This window comes from Methylocystis sp. WRRC1, assembly GCF_020733155.1.
GTDB lineage: Bacteria > Pseudomonadota > Alphaproteobacteria > Rhizobiales > Beijerinckiaceae > Methylocystis.
In genome coordinates this window covers 2,594,937-2,618,314 of the sequence record NZ_JAJFZJ010000001.1, presented here as the reverse complement: position 1 = coordinate 2,618,314, position 23,378 = coordinate 2,594,937, and the positions used below count along the sequence as shown (strand labels likewise).

General features: G+C 65.7%; 41 protein-coding genes and 1 tRNA gene. 38 read left to right on the top strand and 4 right to left on the bottom strand.

The window, feature by feature from the left end; genetic code table 11:
* Positions 1–59 precede the first annotated feature (59 nt).
* The 4 genes from LG047_RS12805 to LG047_RS12790 all read right to left on the bottom strand — a co-directional run bounded on the left by LG047_RS12805 (position 60) and on the right by LG047_RS12790 (position 4,209).
* Complete coding sequence (locus LG047_RS12805; protein WP_227967057.1) at positions 60–1,184, bottom strand: aminotransferase; 1,125 nt, start codon at positions 1,182–1,184, stop codon at positions 60–62.
* Between the two features lie 1,432 nt (positions 1,185–2,616).
* Positions 2,617–2,692 (bottom strand) — tRNA-Phe (locus LG047_RS12800).
* A 440-nt stretch (positions 2,693–3,132) separates the two neighbouring features.
* Positions 3,133–3,480, bottom strand: a complete 348-nt coding sequence (locus LG047_RS12795) for a hypothetical protein (protein ID WP_144259697.1) — start codon at positions 3,478–3,480, stop codon at positions 3,133–3,135.
* Between the two features lie 12 nt (positions 3,481–3,492).
* Complete coding sequence (locus tag LG047_RS12790; protein WP_158497332.1) at positions 3,493–4,209, bottom strand: S24 family peptidase; 717 nt, start codon at positions 4,207–4,209, stop codon at positions 3,493–3,495.
* A gap of 98 nt (positions 4,210–4,307) precedes the next feature.
* Here LG047_RS12790 and LG047_RS12785 point away from each other — a divergent pair, with 98 nt between their 5' ends.
* The 38 genes from LG047_RS12785 (at position 4,308) to LG047_RS12605 (ending at position 23,378) form a co-directional block, all read left to right on the top strand.
* Positions 4,308–4,625 carry a helix-turn-helix domain-containing protein gene (locus LG047_RS12785; RefSeq protein WP_158497331.1) on the top strand — a complete coding sequence of 106 codons (318 nt, stop codon included), beginning with the start codon at positions 4,308–4,310 and terminating at the stop codon, positions 4,623–4,625.
* Between the two features lie 117 nt (positions 4,626–4,742).
* Positions 4,743–4,928: a hypothetical protein gene (locus tag LG047_RS12780; RefSeq protein ID WP_036285342.1), complete on the top strand. Its 186-nt coding sequence runs from the start codon at positions 4,743–4,745 to the stop codon at positions 4,926–4,928.
* Positions 4,929–5,789, top strand: a complete 861-nt coding sequence (locus LG047_RS12775; RefSeq protein WP_036285340.1) for a ParB/RepB/Spo0J family partition protein — start codon at positions 4,929–4,931, stop codon at positions 5,787–5,789.
* Positions 5,776–6,027: a hypothetical protein gene (locus LG047_RS12770; RefSeq protein WP_036285338.1), complete on the top strand. Its 252-nt coding sequence runs from the start codon at positions 5,776–5,778 to the stop codon at positions 6,025–6,027. The genes LG047_RS12775 and LG047_RS12770 overlap by 14 nt, the downstream gene beginning before the upstream one ends.
* Before the next feature lie 2 nt (positions 6,028–6,029).
* A complete protein-coding gene (locus LG047_RS12765) occupies positions 6,030–8,147 on the top strand; it encodes a DDE-type integrase/transposase/recombinase (RefSeq protein WP_036285336.1) in 2,118 nt (705 codons plus the stop codon).
* A gap of 76 nt (positions 8,148–8,223) precedes the next feature.
* Positions 8,224–9,012, top strand: a complete 789-nt coding sequence (locus LG047_RS12760) for an AAA family ATPase (protein ID WP_036288748.1) — start codon at positions 8,224–8,226, stop codon at positions 9,010–9,012.
* The gene (locus LG047_RS12755; protein WP_051134320.1) at positions 9,009–9,650 is read left to right on the top strand and encodes a hypothetical protein; all 642 of its coding nucleotides are present in this window, start codon (positions 9,009–9,011) and stop codon (positions 9,648–9,650) included. Before LG047_RS12760 ends, LG047_RS12755 begins: the two co-directional genes overlap by 4 nt.
* Positions 9,647–10,051 (top strand): hypothetical protein, encoded by a 405-nt coding sequence (locus LG047_RS12750; protein WP_036285334.1) that lies wholly within the window; start codon positions 9,647–9,649, stop codon positions 10,049–10,051. The genes LG047_RS12755 and LG047_RS12750 overlap by 4 nt, the downstream gene beginning before the upstream one ends.
* A complete protein-coding gene (locus LG047_RS12745) occupies positions 10,044–10,445 on the top strand; it encodes a hypothetical protein (protein WP_036285331.1) in 402 nt (133 codons plus the stop codon). The genes LG047_RS12750 and LG047_RS12745 overlap by 8 nt, the downstream gene beginning before the upstream one ends.
* Positions 10,442–10,705, top strand: a complete 264-nt coding sequence (locus tag LG047_RS12740; RefSeq protein ID WP_036285328.1) for a hypothetical protein — start codon at positions 10,442–10,444, stop codon at positions 10,703–10,705. The genes LG047_RS12745 and LG047_RS12740 overlap by 4 nt, the downstream gene beginning before the upstream one ends.
* Positions 10,702–11,490, top strand: coding sequence for a helix-turn-helix domain-containing protein (locus LG047_RS12735; protein ID WP_036285325.1), 789 nt, complete (start codon positions 10,702–10,704; stop codon positions 11,488–11,490). The genes LG047_RS12740 and LG047_RS12735 overlap by 4 nt, the downstream gene beginning before the upstream one ends.
* Entirely contained in the window at positions 11,483–12,016 is a 534-nt protein-coding gene (locus tag LG047_RS12730; RefSeq protein ID WP_036285322.1) for a host-nuclease inhibitor Gam family protein, read from the top strand. The genes LG047_RS12735 and LG047_RS12730 overlap by 8 nt, the downstream gene beginning before the upstream one ends.
* A complete protein-coding gene (locus LG047_RS12725) occupies positions 12,016–12,207 on the top strand; it encodes a hypothetical protein (RefSeq protein ID WP_036285319.1) in 192 nt (63 codons plus the stop codon). Before LG047_RS12730 ends, LG047_RS12725 begins: the two co-directional genes overlap by 1 nt.
* Complete coding sequence (locus LG047_RS12720) at positions 12,204–12,443, top strand: hypothetical protein (RefSeq protein WP_036285316.1); 240 nt, start codon at positions 12,204–12,206, stop codon at positions 12,441–12,443. Before LG047_RS12725 ends, LG047_RS12720 begins: the two co-directional genes overlap by 4 nt.
* Positions 12,440–12,637 carry a hypothetical protein gene (locus LG047_RS12715; protein ID WP_036285312.1) on the top strand — a complete coding sequence of 66 codons (198 nt, stop codon included), beginning with the start codon at positions 12,440–12,442 and terminating at the stop codon, positions 12,635–12,637. Before LG047_RS12720 ends, LG047_RS12715 begins: the two co-directional genes overlap by 4 nt.
* A 2-nt stretch (positions 12,638–12,639) precedes the next feature.
* Positions 12,640–13,323, top strand: coding sequence for a regulatory protein GemA (locus tag LG047_RS12710; RefSeq protein WP_051134319.1), 684 nt, complete (start codon positions 12,640–12,642; stop codon positions 13,321–13,323).
* Positions 13,324–13,349: 26 nt separating this feature from the next.
* A complete protein-coding gene (locus LG047_RS12705) occupies positions 13,350–13,706 on the top strand; it encodes a hypothetical protein (protein WP_036285310.1) in 357 nt (118 codons plus the stop codon).
* Between the two features lie 12 nt (positions 13,707–13,718).
* On the top strand, positions 13,719–14,099 hold the full coding sequence (locus tag LG047_RS12700) for a hypothetical protein (RefSeq protein WP_144259696.1): 381 nt from the start codon (positions 13,719–13,721) through the stop codon (positions 14,097–14,099).
* Positions 14,096–14,311 carry a hypothetical protein gene (locus LG047_RS12695; RefSeq protein WP_036285304.1) on the top strand — a complete coding sequence of 72 codons (216 nt, stop codon included), beginning with the start codon at positions 14,096–14,098 and terminating at the stop codon, positions 14,309–14,311. The genes LG047_RS12700 and LG047_RS12695 overlap by 4 nt, the downstream gene beginning before the upstream one ends.
* Positions 14,308–14,856, top strand: coding sequence for a phospholipase D-like domain-containing protein (locus tag LG047_RS12690; RefSeq protein WP_051134318.1), 549 nt, complete (start codon positions 14,308–14,310; stop codon positions 14,854–14,856). Before LG047_RS12695 ends, LG047_RS12690 begins: the two co-directional genes overlap by 4 nt.
* A complete protein-coding gene (locus LG047_RS12685) occupies positions 14,856–15,032 on the top strand; it encodes a hypothetical protein (RefSeq protein WP_158497330.1) in 177 nt (58 codons plus the stop codon). Before LG047_RS12690 ends, LG047_RS12685 begins: the two co-directional genes overlap by 1 nt.
* Complete coding sequence (locus LG047_RS12680; RefSeq protein WP_036285298.1) at positions 15,029–15,250, top strand: hypothetical protein; 222 nt, start codon at positions 15,029–15,031, stop codon at positions 15,248–15,250. The genes LG047_RS12685 and LG047_RS12680 overlap by 4 nt, the downstream gene beginning before the upstream one ends.
* Positions 15,247–15,669 (top strand): hypothetical protein, encoded by a 423-nt coding sequence (locus LG047_RS12675; RefSeq protein ID WP_036285295.1) that lies wholly within the window; start codon positions 15,247–15,249, stop codon positions 15,667–15,669. Before LG047_RS12680 ends, LG047_RS12675 begins: the two co-directional genes overlap by 4 nt.
* 94 nt (positions 15,670–15,763) lie before the next feature.
* Positions 15,764–16,258 carry a septal ring lytic transglycosylase RlpA family protein gene (locus LG047_RS12670; protein WP_051134317.1) on the top strand — a complete coding sequence of 165 codons (495 nt, stop codon included), beginning with the start codon at positions 15,764–15,766 and terminating at the stop codon, positions 16,256–16,258.
* A 1-nt stretch (position 16,259) separates the two neighbouring features.
* Positions 16,260–16,640, top strand: a complete 381-nt coding sequence (locus tag LG047_RS12665) for a M15 family metallopeptidase (RefSeq protein ID WP_036285292.1) — start codon at positions 16,260–16,262, stop codon at positions 16,638–16,640.
* On the top strand, positions 16,637–16,774 hold the full coding sequence (locus LG047_RS12660) for a hypothetical protein (protein WP_158497329.1): 138 nt from the start codon (positions 16,637–16,639) through the stop codon (positions 16,772–16,774). The genes LG047_RS12665 and LG047_RS12660 overlap by 4 nt, the downstream gene beginning before the upstream one ends.
* Positions 16,775–16,777: 3 nt before the next feature.
* Entirely contained in the window at positions 16,778–16,903 is a 126-nt protein-coding gene (locus LG047_RS19590) for a hypothetical protein (RefSeq protein ID WP_255679571.1), read from the top strand.
* 37 nt (positions 16,904–16,940) lie between these two features.
* Positions 16,941–17,117, top strand: a complete 177-nt coding sequence (locus LG047_RS12655; protein WP_158497328.1) for a hypothetical protein — start codon at positions 16,941–16,943, stop codon at positions 17,115–17,117.
* A gap of 262 nt (positions 17,118–17,379) precedes the next feature.
* Positions 17,380–17,718, top strand: a complete 339-nt coding sequence (locus tag LG047_RS12650) for a hypothetical protein (protein ID WP_036285286.1) — start codon at positions 17,380–17,382, stop codon at positions 17,716–17,718.
* Between the two features lie 2 nt (positions 17,719–17,720).
* A complete protein-coding gene (locus LG047_RS12645) occupies positions 17,721–17,936 on the top strand; it encodes a hypothetical protein (protein WP_036285284.1) in 216 nt (71 codons plus the stop codon).
* Positions 17,890–18,150: a hypothetical protein gene (locus tag LG047_RS12640; protein WP_144259694.1), complete on the top strand. Its 261-nt coding sequence runs from the start codon at positions 17,890–17,892 to the stop codon at positions 18,148–18,150. Before LG047_RS12645 ends, LG047_RS12640 begins: the two co-directional genes overlap by 47 nt.
* 66 nt (positions 18,151–18,216) lie before the next feature.
* Positions 18,217–18,723, top strand: a complete 507-nt coding sequence (locus LG047_RS12635; RefSeq protein ID WP_036285279.1) for a DUF2730 family protein — start codon at positions 18,217–18,219, stop codon at positions 18,721–18,723.
* Positions 18,724–18,725: 2 nt separating this feature from the next.
* On the top strand, positions 18,726–19,019 hold the full coding sequence (locus tag LG047_RS12630) for a hypothetical protein (RefSeq protein ID WP_051134316.1): 294 nt from the start codon (positions 18,726–18,728) through the stop codon (positions 19,017–19,019).
* A gap of 1 nt (position 19,020) precedes the next feature.
* Positions 19,021–19,587, top strand: a complete 567-nt coding sequence (locus tag LG047_RS12625) for a phage protein Gp27 family protein (RefSeq protein WP_036285273.1) — start codon at positions 19,021–19,023, stop codon at positions 19,585–19,587.
* A complete protein-coding gene (locus LG047_RS12620) occupies positions 19,584–19,874 on the top strand; it encodes a hypothetical protein (protein ID WP_036285271.1) in 291 nt (96 codons plus the stop codon). Before LG047_RS12625 ends, LG047_RS12620 begins: the two co-directional genes overlap by 4 nt.
* Positions 19,871–20,104 carry a hypothetical protein gene (locus LG047_RS12615; RefSeq protein ID WP_036285269.1) on the top strand — a complete coding sequence of 78 codons (234 nt, stop codon included), beginning with the start codon at positions 19,871–19,873 and terminating at the stop codon, positions 20,102–20,104. Before LG047_RS12620 ends, LG047_RS12615 begins: the two co-directional genes overlap by 4 nt.
* Positions 20,101–21,687, top strand: a complete 1,587-nt coding sequence (locus LG047_RS12610) for a hypothetical protein (RefSeq protein ID WP_144259693.1) — start codon at positions 20,101–20,103, stop codon at positions 21,685–21,687. Before LG047_RS12615 ends, LG047_RS12610 begins: the two co-directional genes overlap by 4 nt.
* On the top strand, positions 21,681–23,378 hold the full coding sequence (locus LG047_RS12605; protein ID WP_036285267.1) for a DUF935 family protein: 1,698 nt from the start codon (positions 21,681–21,683) through the stop codon (positions 23,376–23,378). The genes LG047_RS12610 and LG047_RS12605 overlap by 7 nt, the downstream gene beginning before the upstream one ends.

The window sequence follows — 23,378 nt, the reverse complement described above, 5'->3', positions numbered from 1 at the left end:
GAGCTTAACGGGCGCGCCGGGTTCGCGAGCAATTTCCCGGCGGAGGTTCGGCCGGCGTCCTATCGCGCGATGTGACGCATGAAATCCGACACTCTCGCCAGCCCCGCCCTGAGCACGTCACGGTTGTTCGCATAGCCGATCCGCACATAGCCTTCGCTGTCCATCGCGCTGCCGGGCGTGAACATCACGCCTGTCTTTTCGAGCAGCGCGACGCAAAATTCGCGCGAGGTCATCTGCGTGTCGATGCGCACCCATGCCGTCGTGCCCGACCTAGGCTTCACATAGGAGAGGCGTGCTTCTCCGGCGATCCATTCGTCGAGCAGCGCGAGGTTCGTGCGCAGAATGCAATGATTGCGCTTCAGGATCGCGCCGCGATTATCGAGGGCGATCGACGCGAGCAGATCGTTCAGCATGCCGACGCTGATCGTATTGTAGTCGCGATGGATCTGCACGCGACCAATCACCTCGGCGGGCGCGACGATCCAGCCGACGCGCAGGCCCGCGAGCGACCATGTCTTCGACATGCTGCCCGTGCTGATCCCTTTCTCGTAGAGGTCCGCCATCGACGCCGTGAAACCGTCGCCATGCTGATCCGCGCCGCGATACACCTCGTCGCACAAGACATGAGCGCCGCATGAACGCGCAAGCTGCGCAATCTGCTCCAGAAACGCGCGCTCCATCAGCGAGCCGGTCGGATTGTTCGGATTGTTGATGACGATCACGCGCGTCGCCGGCGTGATCATTCGTTTCAGTTCGTCGAGGTCGGGCAGGAACGCATTTTCCTCGCGCAATCGCAAAACGTCGACTTTTGCGCCGTAGCTCTCGGGAATCGAATAATGCTGCTGATAGGTCGGCAAGACCGATATCACATGATCGCCCGGCTCGATGAGCGTCTCGTAGACGAGCGCGTTCGCGCTGATCGCGCCATGCGTGATCAGCACATTCTCGGCGCCCTGATTCTCGTATAGCGACGCGACGGCGTCGCGCAGACGCTCCGTGCCGTCGATCGCGCCATATGTGAGCTTCATCGGCAAAATCTCGCCGAGGAAAGCGTCCTCCTTGCCCGCGATCTTCAAAAGCTCGCCGACCGTCAGCGATTCGACGCAGGTCTCGGCGAGATTCAGCTGGCAATCGTTCTCGTAGAGATACATCCAGCGTTCGACCCCGAATTCCCTGATTTGCATGTCATCCGTCCTCGAGCAGCGGCTGTCGCGCGGGGCGCGCGGCCGGTTACGCCTGCGCAGCGCGGTTTGCCGCCGGGTATAGAACGTCGCGCGAAATCGCGAAATCGAGGGCGCAAGCCCTCGCCGGCGTGGGCGGGACAAATTGCGCGCCGACGCCAAGGGCCGGCGCGGCCGGAGAAGGGCGGCCTTTTTCCTCGCAAGCTCCCGTCATGTCCCGACGATCAGGAAGCTCAGCCTTTGGGCGTCGAGGTCGAAACGCACCGCAAGCGTCGAGGGTGATGATTCGAGCAAGAATCGCATCGTAGACCATTCGACTTCAATGGAGCCGCCAAGGGTCAGATTTCGACCCCTGCGAGGCTCAAGATCCAGAGTTCCTTTTCGCTCCGGGTGCGCCCGGTGAGAGCATGCCATGCGATTTCGCTGCGTCTCTCCTTTCGAACACAGCCTCAGCTTCGCTTATAATCACACAAAGGAAGTTATTCTTCTCGGGAAACAAGCGGGCATGTGCGCGCGCGACGCCGCTGGTCACCTCGCAAATCCCAAGTTATGTAAAGGAACGAGCGGGCGGCGAGGAACGGATGGCGCTACCATCGGGGCACAAGAGAAGCGAAAGGCGAACATGAAAATATCATATAACTTCGTTCGTGCGTTTTGCGCCCTAACCTGTTTTGTTTTCGCCACCTCGGGAATGACTGTTTCGGCCATCGGCTGGAGCCGGAACATTGCGCGAGATACAAAACTCGCTCAAGCAAACGGAACCACAGTTGTGGACTCCAATGGGAGGGTCGTCGGCAAACTCTTGAATGACTATGTGGTCGTACGAAAGATGTACAATGGGTATGTGCGGCTCGTGTTCGACGAATACGGGTTTGTGCCTACCGCCTCATTATTTATTTACGTTTACGCCACGTCTGACTGTTCGGGGACAGCGTATCTTCAACCCCGTGGGGTTCCGCCTGCGGGTTACGCCCTTTTGGAAGACTCTCAGTCTTCGCCACCGTACAGGAATTCGGCGACAATTTATTATCCGGGACCAGTCTCGCTCCGAACTATTGGCTCTTATTCGAGACCAATGCAAATCCCGCCAGAAGGATGCATCACTTTAGATAGACCCTCAAAAGTGCTCTCCGGCACAGTAGAGTCTCAGCAGCTGTGGTTCAGCCCGCCTTTTTCGCTCAAGTAAGACGCGAAAGCGCAGTTGCCCGACGCTTGCGCCCGCAAGGAAATTGGCGCCGCCTGTTCTGGCTTTGGTTTTGCTCGTGATGCGCCGGCAGAACAGGAAGACGCCGTCGCCTCCCGTCGCGAGTTCCCGGACAAGGGTTGAGAAACAGCCTTTCGGGCAGGACACAGCAACGTTTTTGACCCTGGCATCACCAAAGGAGCGGCCAAACCCACTTAAGCTATTGTTTTGATGGAAAAGCGCCGAAGCGAGTGGTGCCCAGGGGCGGAATCGAACCACCGACACTGCGATTTTCAGTCGCATGCTCTACCAACTGAGCTACCTGGGCCCGCGCCGCAGCGCGTTGAGGGGGCTTATAGAAAGCGGGCGGCGACTTGTCCAGACCTCTTGCGCCGACTTTCTGCTTCCGGGCTGTGACCCGACAGATCATATGGCACAGGCGGGCGTAGGCGGGGGTTGGCGGGATTTCGTGGGCGAAGGGCTTTGAAAACCGGGCTTTAGGGCAAACTGCGCGGGGCCGAGCGGGCTGCGCGGCGCGACAAATCAAATGGCACATTTGCCGAGGCCGATCCGGCCGACGCCTCGCCGAAACGCCCGGATTTACGGGCTTTTTCATTTTGCCGATCTGGCGGAGTGGGAACTGGAAGCGCCCGATCGTCAAAAATTCAAAAAATTCATAACTCCCCGGTTTCCTTGGCGTTGCGGCCGATAGCGAATAGTCTACCAAAATTGTAAAGAGGGAACCGGGGAGGCCGTTTCAAGCGGCTTTCAACGCCGTTTCAGAAAGCCCGAGGCGATCGATCCTCTGGGGCCGAAGCCGTCTTCCATCCACGAGCAAAGGGTCGCCTTGTCCTGCGAGCCGAAGGTTGCGTCGATCCTGTCCATTTCGGCGCGCGCCGTCTGGGCAATCTCGCCGCCCGGCTCGAGCGCGTCTTTCGGGAGGCCGAATTCGCGCATCGCCTGGACGATCACCAGCATATTCATGCGCAGTTCGGGGCATCGCTTCTCGGCATATAGAAGAATGGCCAAGTTTTTGGCGAAATTCCCCTGCTCGGTCGTCAACGCCGACGCGCCGAGCGGCGCGAAAACAGCCATGGCCACCAGAAAACGACGCATCGAAATCCTCCCTCAAAGCCGGTTGTCCCACCATATCACCCGGCCGTGGATAATGCAGCGCTTCAGCTCTGGGCCGCGCAGGATTTCGGGGTCGTAGGCGAGATTGTCGCTGATCACGACGATCTCGCCCTTGCCGTTCCGGCGCAGGCGCTTCACGCGGGGCTCATCACCAAAGACGTAAATGTCGGGATGGTCCCAATCCGACTTCCGTGGGGGCGGGCGCGGCGGCAGATCGGTCTCGCTCTCATTGACCAGCAAAAGCGCCCCGTCTGCGATCGTCGGCAGCATCGAGTCGCCCGAAGCGCGCATGAAAGCGAGCTTCGCCTTCGCCGCGCCGAGCTTGTGAAGCATCCATGCCGGGAAGGCCAGCCGCTCCTTGACCGCGACGATGTGATTGACGGAGCCGGGGCCGGCAGCGGCGCGCACGTCGAGATGCGGCACGACGGCGAACTGCGTCTCCGGCGCCCGCTTTTCACCATGCGTGGCGATTTGAGGCGTCGGATCATCGTCGACGCCCAGCAGATAACTCATCGAGACGCCGAGTTTTTCAGAGAGCGCGAGAAGCAGAGGCGCCTGCGGCTCATTTTCTCCGGCTCGCGCGCGGCGCAGCGTGTTGTCCGGAACACCCAATATTCTCGCGGCGTTAGCGACTGACCCGAGCGGGTCAGTCAGCTCGCAGACGCGGCGAGCGAACTCGGCCAGGTGCTCGGGCGGGACCTTACGACGCATTTTTGTCATCGCGCCTCACCAACCATGGTTGACCGAGCGCCAACCTTGGTTGTAAATTCACCATCAATGGTGATTTGCAGTTAGGTGAGGCGATGCAGATGGATTTTGCCACCACGGACGGTTGGCATCGGGCGGACATCCACGCGGCTGTCCGCAAGGCCGGGACCAATCTCGCCCGGATCGGCGAGAGCATCGGCCTGCGACGGCAGACGATGTATTGGGCGCTTTTTTCCAAGCCGAACCCCAAGGCGAATATGGCCATCGCCAATGTCATTGGCGTTCCTGTGCACCTGCTGTGGCCGCAGTGGTACGACGTGGACGGGAAAATCATCTCCACGCGACCGATCCCCAAGCCAGCGCGCGACCTTACCGCGCGGCGGTTTCAACCGTCCAGACCGCGCAACTTGGCGGCGTAACCCCGAATCCGGGCGGGCCTCGACATCACTCCCCGCCCCAACTCGCACTGCGGCCGTGTTCCCGGCCTCCCAGGCTCCTCCGGCCGCAGCGCTTTTTCTTCCTTGTGAGGCTTTTCAATGACCGCCGAGACGATCCGCCGCCTGCTCATCGAGGCCCTCGCCCATGGCGACGATTACGACGCCTTTCGCACCCGCCTGCGCGCGGCGCTGAAGGACGCCGACGCCGGCGACGACCCGCCGCCGCTCTTTCAGCCAGCGCCGCGCGCCATCCCCTGTTTCCCCCATCCTCAGACGAGCGCCTAAATGACCGAGAAGACCATCAAGATTTCCAACATCGACGCTGAAAACCGCAAGCGCCCGATCGACCCCGACACCGTCGCCGCCTATGCGGCCATCGCCGAGCAGCGCATCGCTGAGGGGTGGAGCCCGCTCATCCAGGCCATCACGGTGCGCCCCATCGATGGCGGCTACAAGCTCGTCACAGGCGGCCATCGCCTCGCCATGCTCAAGGAAATCGGCTTCGAGACGCTGAGCGTCGGCGTCGAAGTCAATGTGAAGGAGATGGATGACCAGGCGGCGTTCGAGGACGAGCTTTTCGAGAACCTCGCCAACGCCGGTCTCACGCAGCTCGATCGCTCGCTGTTCATCTATGACGCATGGAAAGCCTATCGGGCGAAGAAAGGCGAGACGCGCGGTCGTAAATCGAAAATCGAGCAGCTTCAAGAGGATAAAAAAGAGCCGGAGTTCGGCCTTTTTTCCTCCGAGCGTTTCACCGACGCCGCCGCAGAGCGCGTCGGCTTGTCCAAAACGCAAGTGAAGCTGGCCAAGCAAATTGCTGAGCGGCTGATCGAGGCGGACGCCGTGGACGAAATCCGCGGCACTATGGTCGCGGACAATCAGAATGAGCTGAAGCAGCTCGTTGATATGCCCGCCGGGAAGCGCCGCGAGGCCGCCGCCGCCATCAAGCGCGGTGAGGCGAAAAACATCGCTCAGGCCCGCGTCGTGATCGGGCTCGACAAGCAAAAAACCGACGACCCGCAGGCGCGCTACTGCGCGACCGTCCTCGATGCCTGGGGGCGCAGCAGCAAGCTGACGCGCATCACGATCGTCCAGACGCTGGGGTCGGAACTCAAGAAGCTGGTGCTGGAACATGTCAAAGACTGACGCCGACGCGCTGCTGCGCTATGTGCGCAAAAACTTCGATCATCTGACCTCGGCCGACGTTGAAAGCCTCTATCAGGCTCTGCTCGGCGTACAGATTGTCTGGCTATTCCGCCGGCTCGACGCCGCCCGGCGGCGCGATTTTCTGCGCCACATCGGCGTCCCAGCCGACTCTTTCGACTGGCGCGACGCCGACCTCCCGGCGGCCTATCGCTTCGAACGTCTCGGCGAGGGCGCCTGACCATGCGCGACTGGCTCTCCGCCTCCGACCTCGCCGGTCTCGGCCTGCCGGGCCTCCCCGCCACCAAGCGGGGATGGACAGACTATGCCGAGCGCGAGGGCTGGCTGGAGCGCCGGGACGCCAACGGGCGCCCGCTGGTGCGCGTCGTGAAGGGCGTGGGCGGCGGCCGCCTGCAATATCACATCGACCTGCTGCCGCCCGCGACGCTCGCGGCCTATGTCGCGAAGCATGTCGGGCGCGTCGATCTGCCCGTCGCCGACGCAGAGGAGGCCGCGCTCGACGATGCGCAGACCATCACGGCGCAGGAGGCGCGCGACGCGCGTCTCTCCATCATCGCCGCCGCCGACCGGCTGGCGCGCGACGGCGGGCTCTCTCGCGTCAACGCCGACCGCATGTTCGCCGGGCTCTACAACATGGGCCGCATCGAGGTCGAAGGATGGGTGCGGGCGGCGGTCAGAAAGCTCTCGCCGCGCACGCTGGCGCGCTGGCGGGCGCTGAAATCGACCGAAGGAATTTCAAGGCTCGGCGTCGACAAGGGCGCCGCGCGTCGCGGTAAGGGTAGGCTCGAGTCCGGCGAGGAGGGAAAGGTAAGAGCGTTCCTCCTCGCCGCCATCGCCCAACAGCCGCATCTCTCCAGTGATCATCTGCGCCTGCTGACGATCGCGCAATTCCCATCGCTCGCTGATGTGTCGCCGCGCAGCTTCCAGCGCATGCGCGCCAAGATCGAGCGCGAGGAGAAGGTGCTCCTCACGCGCGTCACCAACCCCGACGCCTACAAGAGCAAATACCGCCTGTCGGGCACGAATTCGCACCCCGTCTCGCGGCTCAATGAGCTTTGGATGATCGACGCCTCGCCAGTCGACGCGCTCTGCGTCGACGGCCGTCATTCGGTCTATCTCTGCGTCGACATCTTCTCGCGGCGGCTCATCGTCTATGTGTCGAAGACGCCGCGCGCGCAGGCCGTGCAGCTGCTCATGCGCCGCGCCATCGTCGCCTGGGGCGTTCCGGAGCGCGTCAAGACCGACAATGGCTCGGACTTCAAGGCCAAGAGCACGCAGCGGCTCTTCGCCGCGCTCGGCATAGAGGTCGAGGCCTCCGCGTCCTTCTCGCCAGAGGAGAAGGGCCACATCGAGCGCGCGGTGAAGACGTTCCAGCACGATCTCACGCCGCTGCTGCCGGGCTTCATCGGGCACAATGTCAAGGACCGCAAGGTCATCGAGGAGCGCCGCGCCTTTGCGCAGCGGCTCGGGATTGACGACGCGGGCGCCTTCAAGGCCGAACTCACGGCCAAGGAATTGCAGTCCATCTGCGACGACTGGGCGGCGGGCCGCTATGCCAACCGCCCGCACGCCGGGATCAATGGCGCGACGCCCTTTCAGGCCGCGGCGGCCTTTGCCGGCGTCGTGCGCCGCATCGACGATATTCGCGCGCTCGATCTGCTGCTCGCGCCGATCGCGGCCGGGGACGGCACGCGTATCGTCACCAAGCGCGGCGTCCGCATCGACGGCTCCTATTATCTCGCGCCGAATGTGCTGCCCGAGACGCGCGTCTTCGTGCGCATGGACCCCGAGGACATGGGCCGCGCCTGGCTGTTTTCGGACGACGGCGCGGAGTTCCTCGGCGAGGCGATCTGTCCCGAGCTGGCGGGCGTCGATCCGGCCGCCGCCGTGGCCGAGGCGCGCGTGCAGCAGAAACGGCTGCTCGACGAAAACGCCGCTCGGCTGCGCGCCGACATGAAGAAGATCAAGCCGCGCGACATGGTCGACGTGATCGTGCGCAACGCGGCGCGCGACGCGGGCAAGCTGGTCGAGTTCCCGAAGCCCGTCGAGAGCTACACGACGCCGGGGCTGGAGGCCGCGAAGGCGGCCGTGAGCGACGCTTCAACGCCCGTTGAAGCGCCCGCCAAACCGGCTGCAACGGCCATCGAGACGCATGTCCATCGCCTGCCCGAGACGCGCCAGCAGCGCTATCGGCGCGCGCGCGAACTGGAGGCGCGGCTCGCGAACAATGAGCGCATCGACATGGAGGAGATGCGCTGGCTCGTCGGCTACCAGACCGGCGCTGAATATCTCGCGATGAAGGAGATGTTCGAGGAATTCGGGGAGGCGGCGCTCAAATAGCCGTCGCCCGAAAAGGCGAGAGGCGCGCCCGGTGCAACGGACGCGCCCCTCAATCATCAAAAAGCACGAGGGAATAATGACAGAGATACAACCTCCCGTCAAACCGCGCGGCACGATCGGCGCGCTCAAGAACGTCTCCGCCTTTCTGGAGCTGGTTTTCCGCGTGCGCGACCGCGCGCCGAGCCTGCCGAATATCGGCGTGATGTACGGGCACTCCGGCTACGGCAAGACCTATGCCTCGATCTATGCGCAGAACAGGACGCGCGCGATCCGCGTCGAAGTCGGCGACACCTGGACGCGCAAGACGCTGCTCACCGCGATCCTGCAGGAATGCGGCGTCGTGCGGCCGCAGGGCTCGATCTCGGAGCTGTCGCAGCAGGTGATCGCGGAGCTGGCGAGCGAGCTGAAGCGCCCCCTGTTCATCGATGAAGCCGACAAGATTTGCGACAAGGGCTATATCGAACTCGTGCGCGAGATCGCCATGGGCTCCAATGTGCCCGTGCTGCTCATCGGCGAGGAGCTGCTGCCGCAAAAGCTCTCCCGCGTCGAGCGCGTGCATAACCGCATTCTCGACTGGTATGGCGCCGAGCCCTGCGATCTCGAAGACGCGCGCGCGCTCGCCGATCTGCTGCTCGCGCCGGTCGCGATCAGCGATGATCTGCTCGACGACATCCGCGTGAAGGGCGAAGGCCGCGCGCGCCGCATCGCCACCTCGCTCGACGGCGTCGCCAACTGGGCCAAGAACAACGGCGCGAAGACCGTCACGCGCGAGAGCTACACGGGCGCGATCTACACCGGCGAGCCGCCCCGCGCGCGCTCCATCCGCATCAACGCCGCAAAGGCGAATGGCGGGAGGGCTGCGTGAGAAAGCCCATCCACATCGAAGTCGCCATGCCCTCGGGCCCGGCGCATTACTGGAAGGCGATGCTCTCCGCTGGCGCGAAGGGCTTCACCATCCGCGCCATCGCGCTCGCCTCCGAGGGCGTCGCCTATGACACGGTCAAGCGCTACGTCTGGTTTCTCGAAAAGCAGGGCTATGTCCTGAAGATCGGCAAGAAGCTCGACGGCTACGCCACGCAGAACGTCTACGCCGTGAAGAAGCGGCAGACGAAGGCGCCGATCGAGCGGCCGGACCCGGCGTCGCGCCCGCTCACCGCGCGCGACGCCATGTGGAACGCCATCCGCACGCTGTCGCAGTTCACGGCGCGGGAGCTTGCCGTTGCGGCCGCGACGGAGGAGCGCCCGGTCTCGCTGCGCGCGGCGGAGCTTTATGTGCAGAAGCTCGTCCAGGCGGGCGTGCTGCAGGTGGTGACGGCGCCCGCGCGGGCCAGCGGCAAGAGCGCCTCGGGCGCGCCGCAGGGCGCGACGGCGGGCGTCTATCGCCTGCTCAAGACCGCCAACACCGGCCCGCAGGCGCCCAAGGTCTGCAACGCCGGCTTCGTCTTCGATCCCAACTCTTCCCGCGTCCTCGGCGCGGCCATCGTCACGGAGGCGCGTCAATGACCGCCGTCAAAACACAATTGAAGACCGACTATCTCGCAACGGCGCGCGAGGCCTATGGCGACGCGCTGCCGGACTGGGTGGAGGAGCTGGCGAAATACGCCTCGCAGACCTCCGGCGTGCAGGCCGCGAAGCGCATCGGCTATTCGTCGAGCGTCGTCACCAGCATCTGCCGAGGCAAATATGCGGGCGACATCGCCTCCGTCGAAGGCTCGGTGCGCGGCGCGCTGATGGGCGCCATGGTGATCTGCCCCGTCCTGGGCGAGATCGGCCGCGACCAGTGCCTGCAGGAGCAGGGCAAGAAGTTCGTGGGCTCATCGGCCGCGCGCACGGCGCTCTATCACGAATGCCGCAACGGCTGCCCGCATTCCCGCATCCGCAACGAGGGAGGCGCGGATGTCTGATCATCCCCCCTTCCTTTCGCGCGACATATCGGCGCTCGCCGGCTGGGTGCGCATGATCGTCGATCAGAATTGCGAGTTCACGCGGGCCAGCGCGATCGACCTCGCGCGCTCGCTCGATCTGCTCGCCAGCGAGGCGCGCATGCTCGAAGACGGGCTGCGGCGCGCGACCACGCATCTCGCCGCCGCCGATGCGCGCATCGCGGCGCTGAAATCGACGGATCACGTCGGCGAGGCGCTGCGCAATATCGCGATCCATGAGGCCGAATGCGCGGGCAAGGTCATCGACCTGCGCGGCGTCTTCGCCCGCGAGATGCAGGAAAACATGGCCGACGCGCTTGCCGCCGACATCGCCGCGCAGATCGAAGCCGACCGCGACCCGGGAGACGCCGCATGACGACCTCCACCAAGACCGACCTCACCGAAGAGATGGCCGCAGTCACCTTCGACGATGTGCATCGCTTCTATGTTCTCAAGGCGGCGTGCGGCGCGACGGTCGATGATCTGAGCATAGCCATCGAGGCGAACGTCCACGCGACCATCATGTCCTTCATCGCTATGTTGGCGCCGGAGCATCGCGCCAATGCGTTGTCTGCCCTGATGACGAACCTCGGGAACGGGTTTTCGCGGTGTTCCGTCATGCGAGGTGACGCATGAGCGCCCCCGTCCATATCTCCGACATCATCGAGGTTGTCTGCGAGCAGTATCGGGTGACGCAGACCGACATCCGGTCGGCGCGGCGCACGGGCAGGCTCGTCGAGCCGCGGCACATCGCCGCCTATCTGGCGGCGAAACTGACTGACAAAAGCCTGCCGCAGATCGGGCTCCTCATGCGGCGCGATCATACGAGCGTGCTGCATGGCCGCGACAGGATCGCCGCGCGGGTCGCGGAGGACGCGACCTTCGCGGAGCATGTCTATGCGCTGGAGCTTGCCTGCGTCTCGCTTTCGATGATGCGCGGGCGGGGCGTCCTGCCCGCGCCCGTCGAGCCGATCGTCCCGCACGATCTCGCGCGGCGCATCATGGCGGGGGGGCGACGCGCGGCGATGCGCGTCTCCCCCGACCATGTGCTCGAACTGTGCGAGGCGCTGATCAGCGCGCATGACTTCGAGACAGAGAACGGTGCGCCGGCGCCGGTCCTTGTCCCGGCCCCGCCGGTCGCGCTGTCGACGCTCGTCAGAGACTTCCTCGCGCTGGAGGCGGGCTACCGGCGCAGCCCCTCGATCAATCTGCGGGAGCTGCGCGACCGCGCGATCGACAGTCTGCGGGATCGCGTCGACGACGACGACATTCGCGCGCTCGTCGTGGCCGCCGACATCTTGCGGCGGGCCGAATACACCGCCGCCGAACGCGATGCGCAGGCGCGCTACCAGCGCGCCGTGAACGTGCTTTCAAAGAGATTTCCGGACAACGCTCGCAAGGAGCAAGAAACCAATGGCTAAGGCTGCAACGAAGGCGAAGACCCGCGGCTCGAATGTTCCGGTGCCGCAAAGCCGCGAGGAGGCGGCGCGCTTCATCCACGACATCGGCGAGGCGCAGCGCGCGATCGCGCGCATCGAGGCCGACATGAACGACGAGATTGCCCTCGCCAAGAAGACGGCGGAGGCGAATGCGCTGCCCTATCGCTCGCGCATCGAGGAGCTGACGGACGGCCTGCGCACCTGGGCGGAGGCGAACCGCGTGAGCCTCACTGACAATGGCAAGCGCAAGCACGCGGAGCTGGGCACGGGCCGCATCGAATGGCGCTTCGCGCCGCCGCGCGTGACGATCAAGGGCGTGGACGAGGTCATCGCGCGCATCCGCACGCTCGGCCTCTTGCTGTTCCTGCGCGAGAAGACCGAGATCGACAAGGAAGCCATGCTGCGCGAGCCCGACAAGGCCCGCCTCATCGCCGGCGTCACCATCGGCACGGCCGGCGAGAATTTCTCGGTCGAGCCCTTCGAGGCCGAACTGACGGGGGCGGAGTGATGCGCGAGTCCCTTCAGATCGGAGAGACGGTGGCCTTCGCCGTCGAGACAAGCGACGGCGAGGCGCATGTCCTCGCCACGCTCGAAGCCGTCGTCGATGGCCGCGCGCTGGTGCGCGCCGCCAATCGCATGACCTTCTCGGTCGACGTCGATGCGCTGCATCGGCCGGAGCAGATGGAGCAGGCGGCATGAAAAGGGTCGACCCGAGAGTCACCGAGCTGCGCACGCGCGGCGTCCGCTTTCTCTGCGAGGGCGAAGCCGTCGACACGCAATTCGTCGACCTGGTCTTCGTCGTCGAAGCCCGCGTCGGCGAAAGCTGGCTCGCCTTCGCCAAGGGGAAGGACGTTCTCACCTTTCACAATTTCTCGAACGCCGAAGCCTTCAGGCGGCAGATGGCGCGTCGCTACAGACTGGAGAAGGCCGCATGAAACCGACAGAGCGCATCTTTCTCATCGCCCTCGGCATGTTCATGCTCGCGACCTATGCGGGCGCCGGCTTCTGCCTGTGGCGCGGATCACTGGGCTTCGCGGCGCTTTTCGCGCTCATCGGCCATGGCGGCGTCGCGCTGCTCATCGCCTTTGGCTGCGCCTGCCGCGGCGGCTCCGGACACAGGGGAGGCTGATCATGACCACCGCCGCGCAAACCCGCGCCATTCATTCGCTGCGCAAGCAGGTCGCGCATTTCACGGATGACGACTATCGCGCCCTGCTGCGCGACAATTTCTCCGTCTCGTCCTCGTCGCTGCTCTCGGAACGGCAGGCCGCGAAACTCATCGACATGCTGAAGGTTCTCGCGGGCAGTCACGCCCGCGTGCGCCGCGCCAGCGACACGGCCTCCGGCCCCTATGCCGGCAAGCTGCGCGCGCTGTGGATCAGCGCGTGGAATTTGGGCCTGGTGCGCTCGCGCGACGACAAGGCGCTCATCGCCTTCGTCGAGCGGCAGACGAAGCTCTCGCACACGCGCTTCCTCACCGAGCCCGCCGACGCGATGAAGGCGATCGAGGCGCTCAAATCCATGGTCTCGCGCGGCGCGAAGATCGACTGGCCGGAGACGGATTCGCCCGCCGACATCAAGAAGGCGGTCGCCATGGCGGTCGCGGCGCGCTGCATCGAGACGGGCTGCTTCAGGCCATTCATTCGCGAGGGCCAGAACAACACCGTCGACGCCAATCTCGAACGCTATGGCTATGCGGTCGGCAATCCGGCGAGCTTCGAATTCTACACCGGCGAGCATTGGGACAAGCTCGCGAGCGCGCTCGGCAAGCGCCTGCGCGTGCGGCTCGAAGCGATGAAGAAGGAGGCCGCGTGACGGCCATTTTGCAAAGGAGAGAAACGATGAAGAAGCAACGTAAATCGAACTATGACCGCGCGGCCGTGATGCGCCGCGCCCATGAGCTGCGCGCCGGCGGCATGGAATTCGGCGCGGCGATCAGCGAGGCGTGGCGTGAGGCGAAGGCCGCGAAGGCCGTGGCGACCGTCGCCGTGAAGGCGCAGCCCTCCGGCGCCCGCGCGGCCCTGCGTCGCTATGGCGTGGACGTTGACCGCGCCGCTGACCTCGCCGCCCGCGCCGTGACCGCCGTGAAACGCGCCGCGCGCGAGGCCATCCGCCGCACGGCCGCCCCCGCCGCCTTGCCGCATTACGGCGGCGCCATCGACGCCCGCAAGGGCGCGGACGGCGTCTATCGGGTTTGAGAGGAGGGGCGCATGACGAGGAGGCGTCGATTCTCTGATCGCGACATGCAGGAAATCGCGGAATTGCGGGAAGCCGGATGGACATACGCCCGCATTGGCCAGCGCTTCGGGATAAGCGGGAATTCAATCTCCTACTACTGTCTGAAGATGGGCGTCGAGCCGCCGGTCGTCGCCAAATGCTGGTCGAGTGTGAAAGGGCCGGCCTCCATGGTCAGGGGGAATCATGTCGTTCGCCGATTCACGCCCGTCGAAGATTCCCTGCTGCTGAAACTGGAGGCCGAGGGCGCATCTTATTCCGAGATCGGGCGGACCCTCGGCCGCGCTCCCAATTCGATAGCGGGCAGGCTGATGACTCTCGCGCGTCGCGATGCGCGGGAGGAGCCGGCCGCATGACCCTGCAGCTCGATTTCTTCAAGCGCGTCTCGAAGCCGCGCGAGATCAGGATGAGCTTCGTCGACGCCGGCTGGAATGTGCGGGGCGAGTCGGTCGCCTGGTTCGAGTGTCATCAATGCGGGCTCAAGAGCGGCATGATCCGCTGCGAGCCCGAGGACCGCGCCGACGGCCCGCCCTGCGTGAAATGCAACAAAAAGAGAGCCGCCAGATGACCGCCGCGAAAACTGCTTTCGTCGCCTATCTCACCGCCGCGCTCGGCGCGGGCGCGCTCGCCCTGGGCGCCGTCGACGAGCCGCCCTTTCCCGCGAGCTGCCGCGTCGAGCGGCTCGCCTATGCGCCCGCCGACAATCTGGAGGCGATCGACGTCGCGCTCATCGGCCAGGCGCGCCGCCGTATCGACTTCGCGGCCTATGTGCTCACCAATATTCGCGTCGTGGAGGCGCTGGACGCGGCGGCCGCGCGCGGCGTCGCCGTTCGGCTTTATCGCGACGGCGCGGACCAGCCCATGCCGCGCGCGCTCGCCGCGCCCTATGACCGGCTCGCCGCGCGCATGAATGTCGAGATCCGCTACAAGGCCGAGCCCGCCCCTTTCATGCATCTGAAGGCCTACGCCATCGACGGCGAACTGCTGCGCGAGGGCGCCGGCAATTTCTCCCATTCGGGCCTCACGCGGCAGGACAATTCGCTCATCGCGCTGCGCTGCAAGCCGGCTGTCACGCGCTTTGAAACGGCCTTTGAAACCATGTGGAGGCGCTGATGATCAGCGACCAGAGCCAGCTCTCCGCGCTGCGCACCGCCATCGATCTCGCCCATGGCCGGGTGCGCCTCACGCCGTCGCAGCGTGAGCTGTTCGAGAAGCACATCGAGGCGATCATGGACCGCATCATCGCGGCGCAGGAAAAGCGCCGCGCGAAGGAGGCGAACGGCAAATGACGCTCCACGTCACCGACCACGCCGTGCTGCGTTACATCGAACGGATCCACGGCGTCGACATCGAGCGGCTGCGCGAGGACATGCGCCAGCGGCTGCTGCGCGCGGCCGACGCGGCGGAGGGGATCGGCGGCGGCTCCTATGTGATCAACGCCGAGGGCGTGCGTTACCGCGTCGTCGGCTTCAACGTCGTCACGGTGCTCTCCCCGAGGGAATCATGAGCGACGACTTCGCCTATCTCCCGCAGCAGCTCGCCGAGATCGCGGAGGTCGCGGGTCTCGACGCGGCGCTGAAGCTCGCCGAGGCGCGCGGCGGGCAGGCGGTCTATATCCCCGCGCGGGCGCCGGAGGGCCACTGGCTCGTGCAATGCGTGGGGCGCACCGCCGCCGACGCCATCTGCCGGCATTACGCCTGCTACATGCCGAGCGACGCCGAGCCCTCGCATCACGGCCTCAAGATCGTCATCCCGCTCGGCGTCACCAGCGTCGTCGCGAAGGCGCGCCGCCGCGCGGTCGACATGCTGCTTTCGGGCGCGAGCAACCCGGCTGCCGCGCGCGCCTCCGGCCTGCATCTGCGCACGATCGAGAAATTGCGCCAGCGGCTGCGCCTGCGCGACAATCGGCAGGGCAACTTGTTTTAAGCCGCGTTCGGCGGCATATTGAATCGACGGCGAAGCGCCCGCCCGAACGCGTTCGGGCCTATTGCGGGACGGCCCTGCTCATAGCCTGCGGGGCATGAGCAAATCATCACTCGAAATCATCGGCTCCTTCATCGCGGCGCTTTCTTTCGCGCTCGCGCTGCTGTGGCTCGCGCCCGCCCATGCGGGCTTTCTCGACGAGATATTCGGCGCGCAGGAAGCCGCGCTGCATCCCTCCAACACCGGCTGGCGCCGCCCGCATCTGCGCCGCCAGATCGAGCGCGCGCATTTCGTCACGCCAGAGGGCGCGCGCAGCATGGTCGCGAGCTACTACGGCGGCGGCGAGCGCCTCAACGCCCACACCGCGACCGGCGAGCGCTTCAATGCCGGCGGCTACACCGCCGCGCATCGCAGCCTGCCTTTCGGCACGCGCCTCACCGTCTGCCTGCATGGCTGCGTGACGGTGCGCGTCAATGATCGCGGCCCCGCCGCCTGGACCGGCCGCTCCCTCGACCTCGCGCGCGGCGCCGCCGCCCGCATCGGCATGATCGGCGCGGGCGTCGCCCGCGTGTCGGTCAGGATTGGAGGCTGACATGCCCATGGACACCCGCAGCGAATCCCGTCTCAACGGCGTGCACGCCGATCTTGCAAAGGTCGTGCGGCGATGCGCGAAGGACTCGAAGATCGAATTCATCGTGACCGAGGGCCGGCGCACGATGGAGCGGCAGAAGGCGCTCGTCGCCGCCGGCGCGTCGAAGACGCTGAAGTCCCGCCATCTCACCGGCCACGCCATCGACCTCGCCGTGAAGGTGGGCGGAAAGGTGCGTTGGGACTGGCCGCTCTACGCCCGTCTCGCGGCGGACATGAAAAAGGCCGCCGCCGCCGTCGGCGTGCCGATCGAATGGGGCGGCGACTGGCGCAGCCTCAAGGACGGCCCGCATTTCCAGCTGCCCTGGGCGAAGTATCCGGCATGAGACGCGCCGCGCTCGCCCTCGCGATCGTCGCCCTCGCGCTCTCCGGCTGCGCCAGCCCGGAGGGGCCGCGCGACGCGCTGATGATCGGCGGCTACGTCGTCAAGAAAATCGTCAATCCGCGAACGGGACGGTGAGCCATGATCGATCCTCGCGGCTTCATTTACGCGCTCATGACGGCGGCCGTCGTCGCGATGGGCGCGAACCTCATCATTCGCGTCGGGCTCTCCGTCGCGGAGGAAATGCGCTGGGAACTCGCCCAGTAAGCAAGGCCCGCCTCGCGGGCAGACAGGGAAGAAAGCAATGAAAGACTGGATGGCCGTGCTCGACGGCAAGAAGACCTATCTCGTGATGCTCGCGACTTTCGTCGTCGGCGGCCTTCAGGCGCTGGGCTACGAGGTGCCGAGCTGGGTGATGACCATGATCGCCGGAGCGGGCGTCGGCGCTGCGCGCAGCGCCATCAACAAGGTCGGCGTTTAAAGCCGCTTTCAAGCCGGCCGCAACACGCGGCCGGCGTTCCCCTCGATCATCAGGAGCAACAAATGTTTTCTGGGCGTTTTTCTCTCATGGCCTCGGCCTTTGCAGCGTTGTCGATGAGAAACACGATGATGAGCGCTCTCCTCGCGACCCGCGATCTGCACCGTGTCGCGCATGGAACCGCGCGGCGAGACTATGCGCCAAAGCGCTCACGCTACGACGGCGCGGCCCTGCGTGAGATACGCGCTCGCGGACAGGCGCGGGAATGCGCACGCCGCCGTCAGCGCGCTTTGGCCGCGTGAGCCCCCTCGATCATCAGGAGCGCACATTGACGAATATCGAAATCCTTCTCGCCTTCATCGCCTTCTCGGTCGGGCTGATCGGCCTGCAGCTCCTCGTGCTGCGAGGCGAATTGGCCGCAGCAAATCGGCGCCTGGAGCATTACGCCGCGCGCATCGCCCAGGCGGCGGAGGACGGCGTCTATGAGGACTGGGACGACTCGGGCCGCGACATGATCGCGACGCTCGACGCCTGGTCGGGCGACTATGACGTGATCACGAAGGGGCTGGTCGACGATCCTTATGTTCCGACCAAGGGCGTCTGACCATGCCGATCTTCACCCTCATCGCCCTCGCCATCGTCGTCGCCGGCGGAGCATTGCTCGCGCGCTACGGCAAGACCGTCGCCAAGGCCACGAAGGCCGAACAGCTCGAAAAAGACCTGCAAGCCGCGCGCGACCGGGCGACGGACGCAGCCAGATCAGCGGAGACGCGCCATGAGATCGATCGCGGTGATTTTGACGACGCTGTCGATCGGCTCTGAGGCGCTCGCCATGGGCGGGCCCGTCTATGTCGATTCGACCTGCGAGACGATGCGCGCGGCGAAGGCCAGCCCGGCGCTGAAGCAATGGCTCAAGAGCCAGTGCCCGAAGGGCGAGGCCAGCGCGAACACGATCTGCGCCGACCTCGCGCCCTTCATCCGCGACGTGGCCGCGAACAATGAGAACTACAGGCGCAAATGCGGGGGCGCGCAATGATCGCCCGCACGCTGATGCGCGCCGTGGCGCTCACCGCATGGCTCTGGAAGCTGAAGGCGCGGCGCCATGCATAGGAAAACGAAGGACGCGCTCGGCGTCGCCGTCATCAGCGCAATCGCGGCCGCGCCCGCGATCCTCGCGCTCATGGCGTTTTTTTTTCGAGGGGAGGTTCTGGTGAGTGATCACGGCGGCGTCGAATGGGGCTCGATCGCGCAATGGGTCGCACCATGGGTATCGTCGGCTGCGGCGCTGCTCATTGCGTTGTGGGCGGCCTTCTCGCGGCGCGACGAAGCGACGCTCAGCGCGATCAGGGACGACATCGACGAATTGCGCAAGGACGACGCCCGCCTCTTCGAGCGCGTCGACAAGGTCGAGCAGCGCATGGCGACCGTCGAGACGGAGATCAAGCATCTCCCGACTCGCGAGGAGGTGCATCGCATCGACGTGAAGATCACCGGCATCGCCGCGACGCTCGAAGCGCGGTTCGAGTCGCTGTCGCGGCAGATCGACACGCTGATCTCGCAGAACGAACGCGCGCAGGACCGTCTGGCCGAAAGGGAAGACCGGAAATGAGCATGACCGACATCATCCGCGAACACGCCCGCCTCATCATCCTGCGCGACCTGGCCGAACAGCCCGACCGGCGATGGAACAGCGAGGCGCTGCGCGAAGACCTCGAATTGCGCTGGGCGATCAACAGGCCGCGCGAATGGGTGCATGACGAATTGCGCTGGCTGGAGACCATGGGCGCCGTCACGATCATCGAAAGATCGAGCGTGCTCATCGCCTCGCTGACGACCAAGGGCCTCGATCACGTCGAGCGCCGCATGATCATCACCGGCGTTAAGCGCCCCAGCCCGGAGGCGTGACGTGGAGGATCGCCAGAGCCGCGGCCGGCTGTCGTCGATCGACCTGATCCCCGAGGAGGGGCAGGACGACGTCTGCTGGGCGATGGACGAACTCAACCGGCGCCAGCGCACGCAGGCGGACATTCTCTTCGAGCTGAACGACCGCCTCGCGGCGAAGGGCATTGCGCCGATCTCGAAGAGCGCCTTCAACCGCCGCGCGGTGCGCTCCTACGCCGCGAGCCAGCGCATCGCCGAGCAGCGCGCGCTCTTCGCCGGCATCGCCGACCAGTTCACGCCCGAGTCGATCGACGAGGGCAACATCGTGCTCGGCGAATTCATCAAGACGCTCATCACCGAGATCATCTCGGCCGGCGCGGGCAGGATTTCGCCCAAGGGCGCGATGGAGCTGGCCAGCGGCTACAAGGCGGCGATCGAGGGCCAGAAGAAATCGAGCGAGCACCGCGCGAAGCTCGTCGCGGAGTTCCAGAGCAAGGCCGCCGTGGCGGTCGACGCCGTGGCGAAGTCGCGCGGCCTGAAGCCGGAGATGGTCGACGAATTGAAGGCGCAGATTTTGGGGATCAAGAAATGAGCCATCACTACACGCTGCGGGAAAGAGTCGAGAGGATGGTGAAAGCGGGCATGAGCGATGAGGAGATCATCGCCAATGTCGGCGCGGGGAGGGATCGCCTCGGCTATGCGCGCCATTGCATCCAGCTCTCGCGCGAGGCCGTGGAGCAAGGCGGCGGCGTGAACCGCCGCGGCCCGTGGCCGGTCTCCTATGTGCGCAACACGGGCGAGAAGGTCTTCCGCGTCGGGCCGGGCCACGACATCCCCGAGGGCTCGCTCAAGGCGTTCGGATTCGAGGCGACGGCGTGACGCCCGACACGCAAAGGATCGTCGCTGAAATCAGCGAGAACAGGCGCAGGCTCGGCTCCTGCGTCGAACATCGCTTCCCGTCGCTCGAAGCGAACTGGATCGCGAAATATCGCTGCGCGAATTGCGGCGGCGAGGCGGACTATTCCTACATCGCCGCCTATTGCCAAGGCTTCAAAGCCGCCGGCGGCGATCCCCGTGACGTGTGCGCCAACATAGAGGGCGACGCATGACCGACGAGGCCAAAAGCCCCCGTCTCATCACCCGCGACGAATGGATCGCGCATCGCCGCGCGCATCCGCTGCCGGACGAGGGCGCGACGCCGGACGTGCTGCTGCCCTATCAGAAGCGGCTCGTGGAACTCGCGATGAGCGAGAAGGTGACGGTCGTCGAGAAGAGCCGCCGCACCGGCGTCACCTGGGCGGGCTGCGCGGCCATGGTGCTCATTTCCGCCGCCGCGGCGGGCGGCATGGACTGCTTCTACATCGGCTACAATCTCGAAATGGCGCGCGAGGCGATCGACACCTGCGCCGAATGGGCGAAACACTTCGACCAGGCCGCGAGCGCGGTGGAGGAGTTCCTTTTCGACGATGAGGCCGACAAGGCCATCAAGGCGTTTCGCATCACCTTCGCCTCGGGCCATCACATCGTCGCGCTGCCCTCGCGCGCCCGCTCTCTGCGCGGCATGCAGGGCTTCGTCTGCGTCGACGAGGCGGCCTTTCACGACGACCTTGAAGAGCTTTTGAAAGCGGCTTTCGCGCTGCTGATGTGGGGCGGCCGCGTGCTGGTCATCTCGACGCATAATGGCGTCGACAACGCCTATAACCGCCTGATCAGGAGCTGCGCGGCGCGCGGCGGCGACAAGCCATATGCGCTGCTGCGCGTCGATCTCGATGAGGCGCTCGACGACGGGCTCGCGCGCCGCATCATGCTCAAGAGCGGCGAGGCGTGGAGCCCCGAGGGCGAGGCGAAATGGCGCGACGACGTCATCGCCTTCTATGGCGACGCAGCGGACGAGGAGCTTTTCTGCATCCCCTCGGAGGGCGACGGCGCCTTCCTGCCCGCGCCGCTCATCGAGGCGCGCGCGCGGCAGGGCGTCCCCGTGCTGCGCCTCTCGCGGCCCAATGATTTCACGCACTGGCGCGCGGAGCTGCGCGAGCGCGACGTGCGCGAATGGTGCGAGGCGGAGCTGGCGCCGCTGCTCGCGACGCTCGACAAGTCCCGCGCGCATTATCTCGGCGGCGACTATGGCCGCGTCTCCGACCTCACCGTGCTCTGGCCGCTGGCCGTGACGCAGACGCTCAAGCGCGTGACGCCCTTCGTCGTCGAGATGCGCAACATGCCCTTCGACCAGCAGCGGCAGGTGCTCAAATTCATCTGCGACCGCCTGCCGCGCTTCTCGGCGTCGAAGCACGACGCCACCGGCCTCGGCATGTCGACGGCCGAATTCGCCGTGCAGACCTATGGCGAGCTGCGGACCGAGGCCGTGATGCTCAATGTGCCTTGGTATCGCGAGAACGCGCAGCCGCTGAAAACGGCCTTTGAAGACGACTGGATCGAGATCCCCGCCGACGCCGACATCGCCTCCGACCTGCGCCTGCTGGTCGTGAAGAACGGCGTGCCGCAGGTGCCGGCGCTCAAGAGCGGCGTCAAGAAGGACCGCCACGGCGACGCCGCCGTCGCCCTGATGCTGGCCTATGCGGCGACGCGGACAGGCGTCGTCGAGATCGATTACACCCCCGCGTCGAAAGGGCGCGACGAGCCGGGCGACTGGCTCTTTCCCGAATCCTCCAGCCATGAGCGCGCCCTATGGTAGCGACCCGCCGATCCTCGATCCTCGGCCCCGACGGCCGCCCGATCGAAGTCCCGCTGCTCACCGGCGAGATCGCGAGCCCCGAGAAGCAGGGCGCGCGGGCGCTGGTCTATTATTCCGAGGCCTCCGGCCTCACGCCGCAGCGCCTCGCCGAGATCATGAAGGGCGCGAACCTCGGGCACGCCAAGCCCTATCTCACGCTCGCGATCGACATGGAGGAGCGCTACCTCCATTACGCCTCGCAATTGCAGACCCGCCGCCTCGCGCTCGACGGCGCGACGGTCTCGGTCTCCGCGCCCAAGGGTGTGAAGCCGGAGGCCGTCGATTTCGTCGAGAGCCTCATCGCGGACCCGATGTTCCCCGACATGGTCTCGGCCCTGCAGGACGGCGTCGGCAAGGGCTATTCCGTCGTCGAGCCGATCTGGGAATATCAGCAGAAGGCGCTGCGGCCGGTGAAATACAAGCACCGCGACGCGCGCTGGTTCCGCTACGACGAGACGGGGCTCGACACGCTCTGCCTGCTGGAGGACTCGGGGCTTCCCGGCGCCGAGATCACGGCGCCCTATTTCATCCGGCACGAGCCCTTCCTGCGCGCGGGCTCGCCGGTGCGGCGCGGCTACGCCCGCTCGGCCGCATGGGCCTTCGTCATGCAGACCTTCGCGCTGCAGGACTGGGCGGCCTTCTGCGAGGTCTATGGCCTTCCGTTTCGCGTCGGCAAATATCACGCCTCCGCGACCGACCGGGACAAGGCGACATTGCTGCGCGCGGTGCGCTCGATCGCCAATGACGCGGCCGCCATCATTCCCGAGGCGACGCAGATCGAATTCCACGAGGTCAATGGCTCGCGCGGCGAGGCGGTGTTCGGCAATTTCATCGACTATCTCGACCGCAAGGTGTCGCTCATCATTCTCGGCCAGACGATGACGTCGGAGGTCTCGTCGTCGGGCGGCTCGCTCGCCCAGGCGAAGGTGCAGGAGAATGTCCGCACCGACATCACCCGCGCGGACCTGCGCCAGTCGGCGGCGACGATCAATCGCGACCTGGTGCGCCCGGCCGTGGCCATGAACTTCGGCCCGCAGGACGTCTATCCGATCGTCGAGATGGAGCTGGCGGAGAACGAAGACCTCGCGGCGCTCGCGACCTTCCTCGAAAAGACGATCCCGCTCGGTCTTCAGGTCGGCCAGAAATATGTGCGCAAGCGCGCCTCGATTCCGGAGCCGGACGAAGACGACGAGCTTATGGGCGAGAAGCCCGCCGCAGATGTTTCGAGCGGCGGGGAAGACAGCGCCGCTGGCGACGAAACGAATGCGGCGGAGCAGCCGAAGGACGGCGACAAGGGGGCGGCGCGCGCCAAGAACGAGAAGCCGGGGAGCGACCAGGCCAATCTCGCCGCCTTCGGCTGCACATGCCCGAATTGCGGCGAGACGCGAACCGCCCGCCTCGCCGCCGACGATCCGGCGCAGGGCTTCACGGCGCTCGACGACACGGACGCGATCACGGACGATGCGCTCTCCGACTGGCGCGAAATCCGAGACCCGCTGCTCGCGGGCCTGCTCTCGGCGATCGGCGAGGCGACGTCCTTCGAGGACGCGCTGGCGAAGCTCGCCGCGGCGCAGATCGACAGCGGCCCACTCGTCGACGCGCTGGCGAAGGCGACCGCGAAATCGCGCGGCCTCGGCGACGTGAGAGACTGA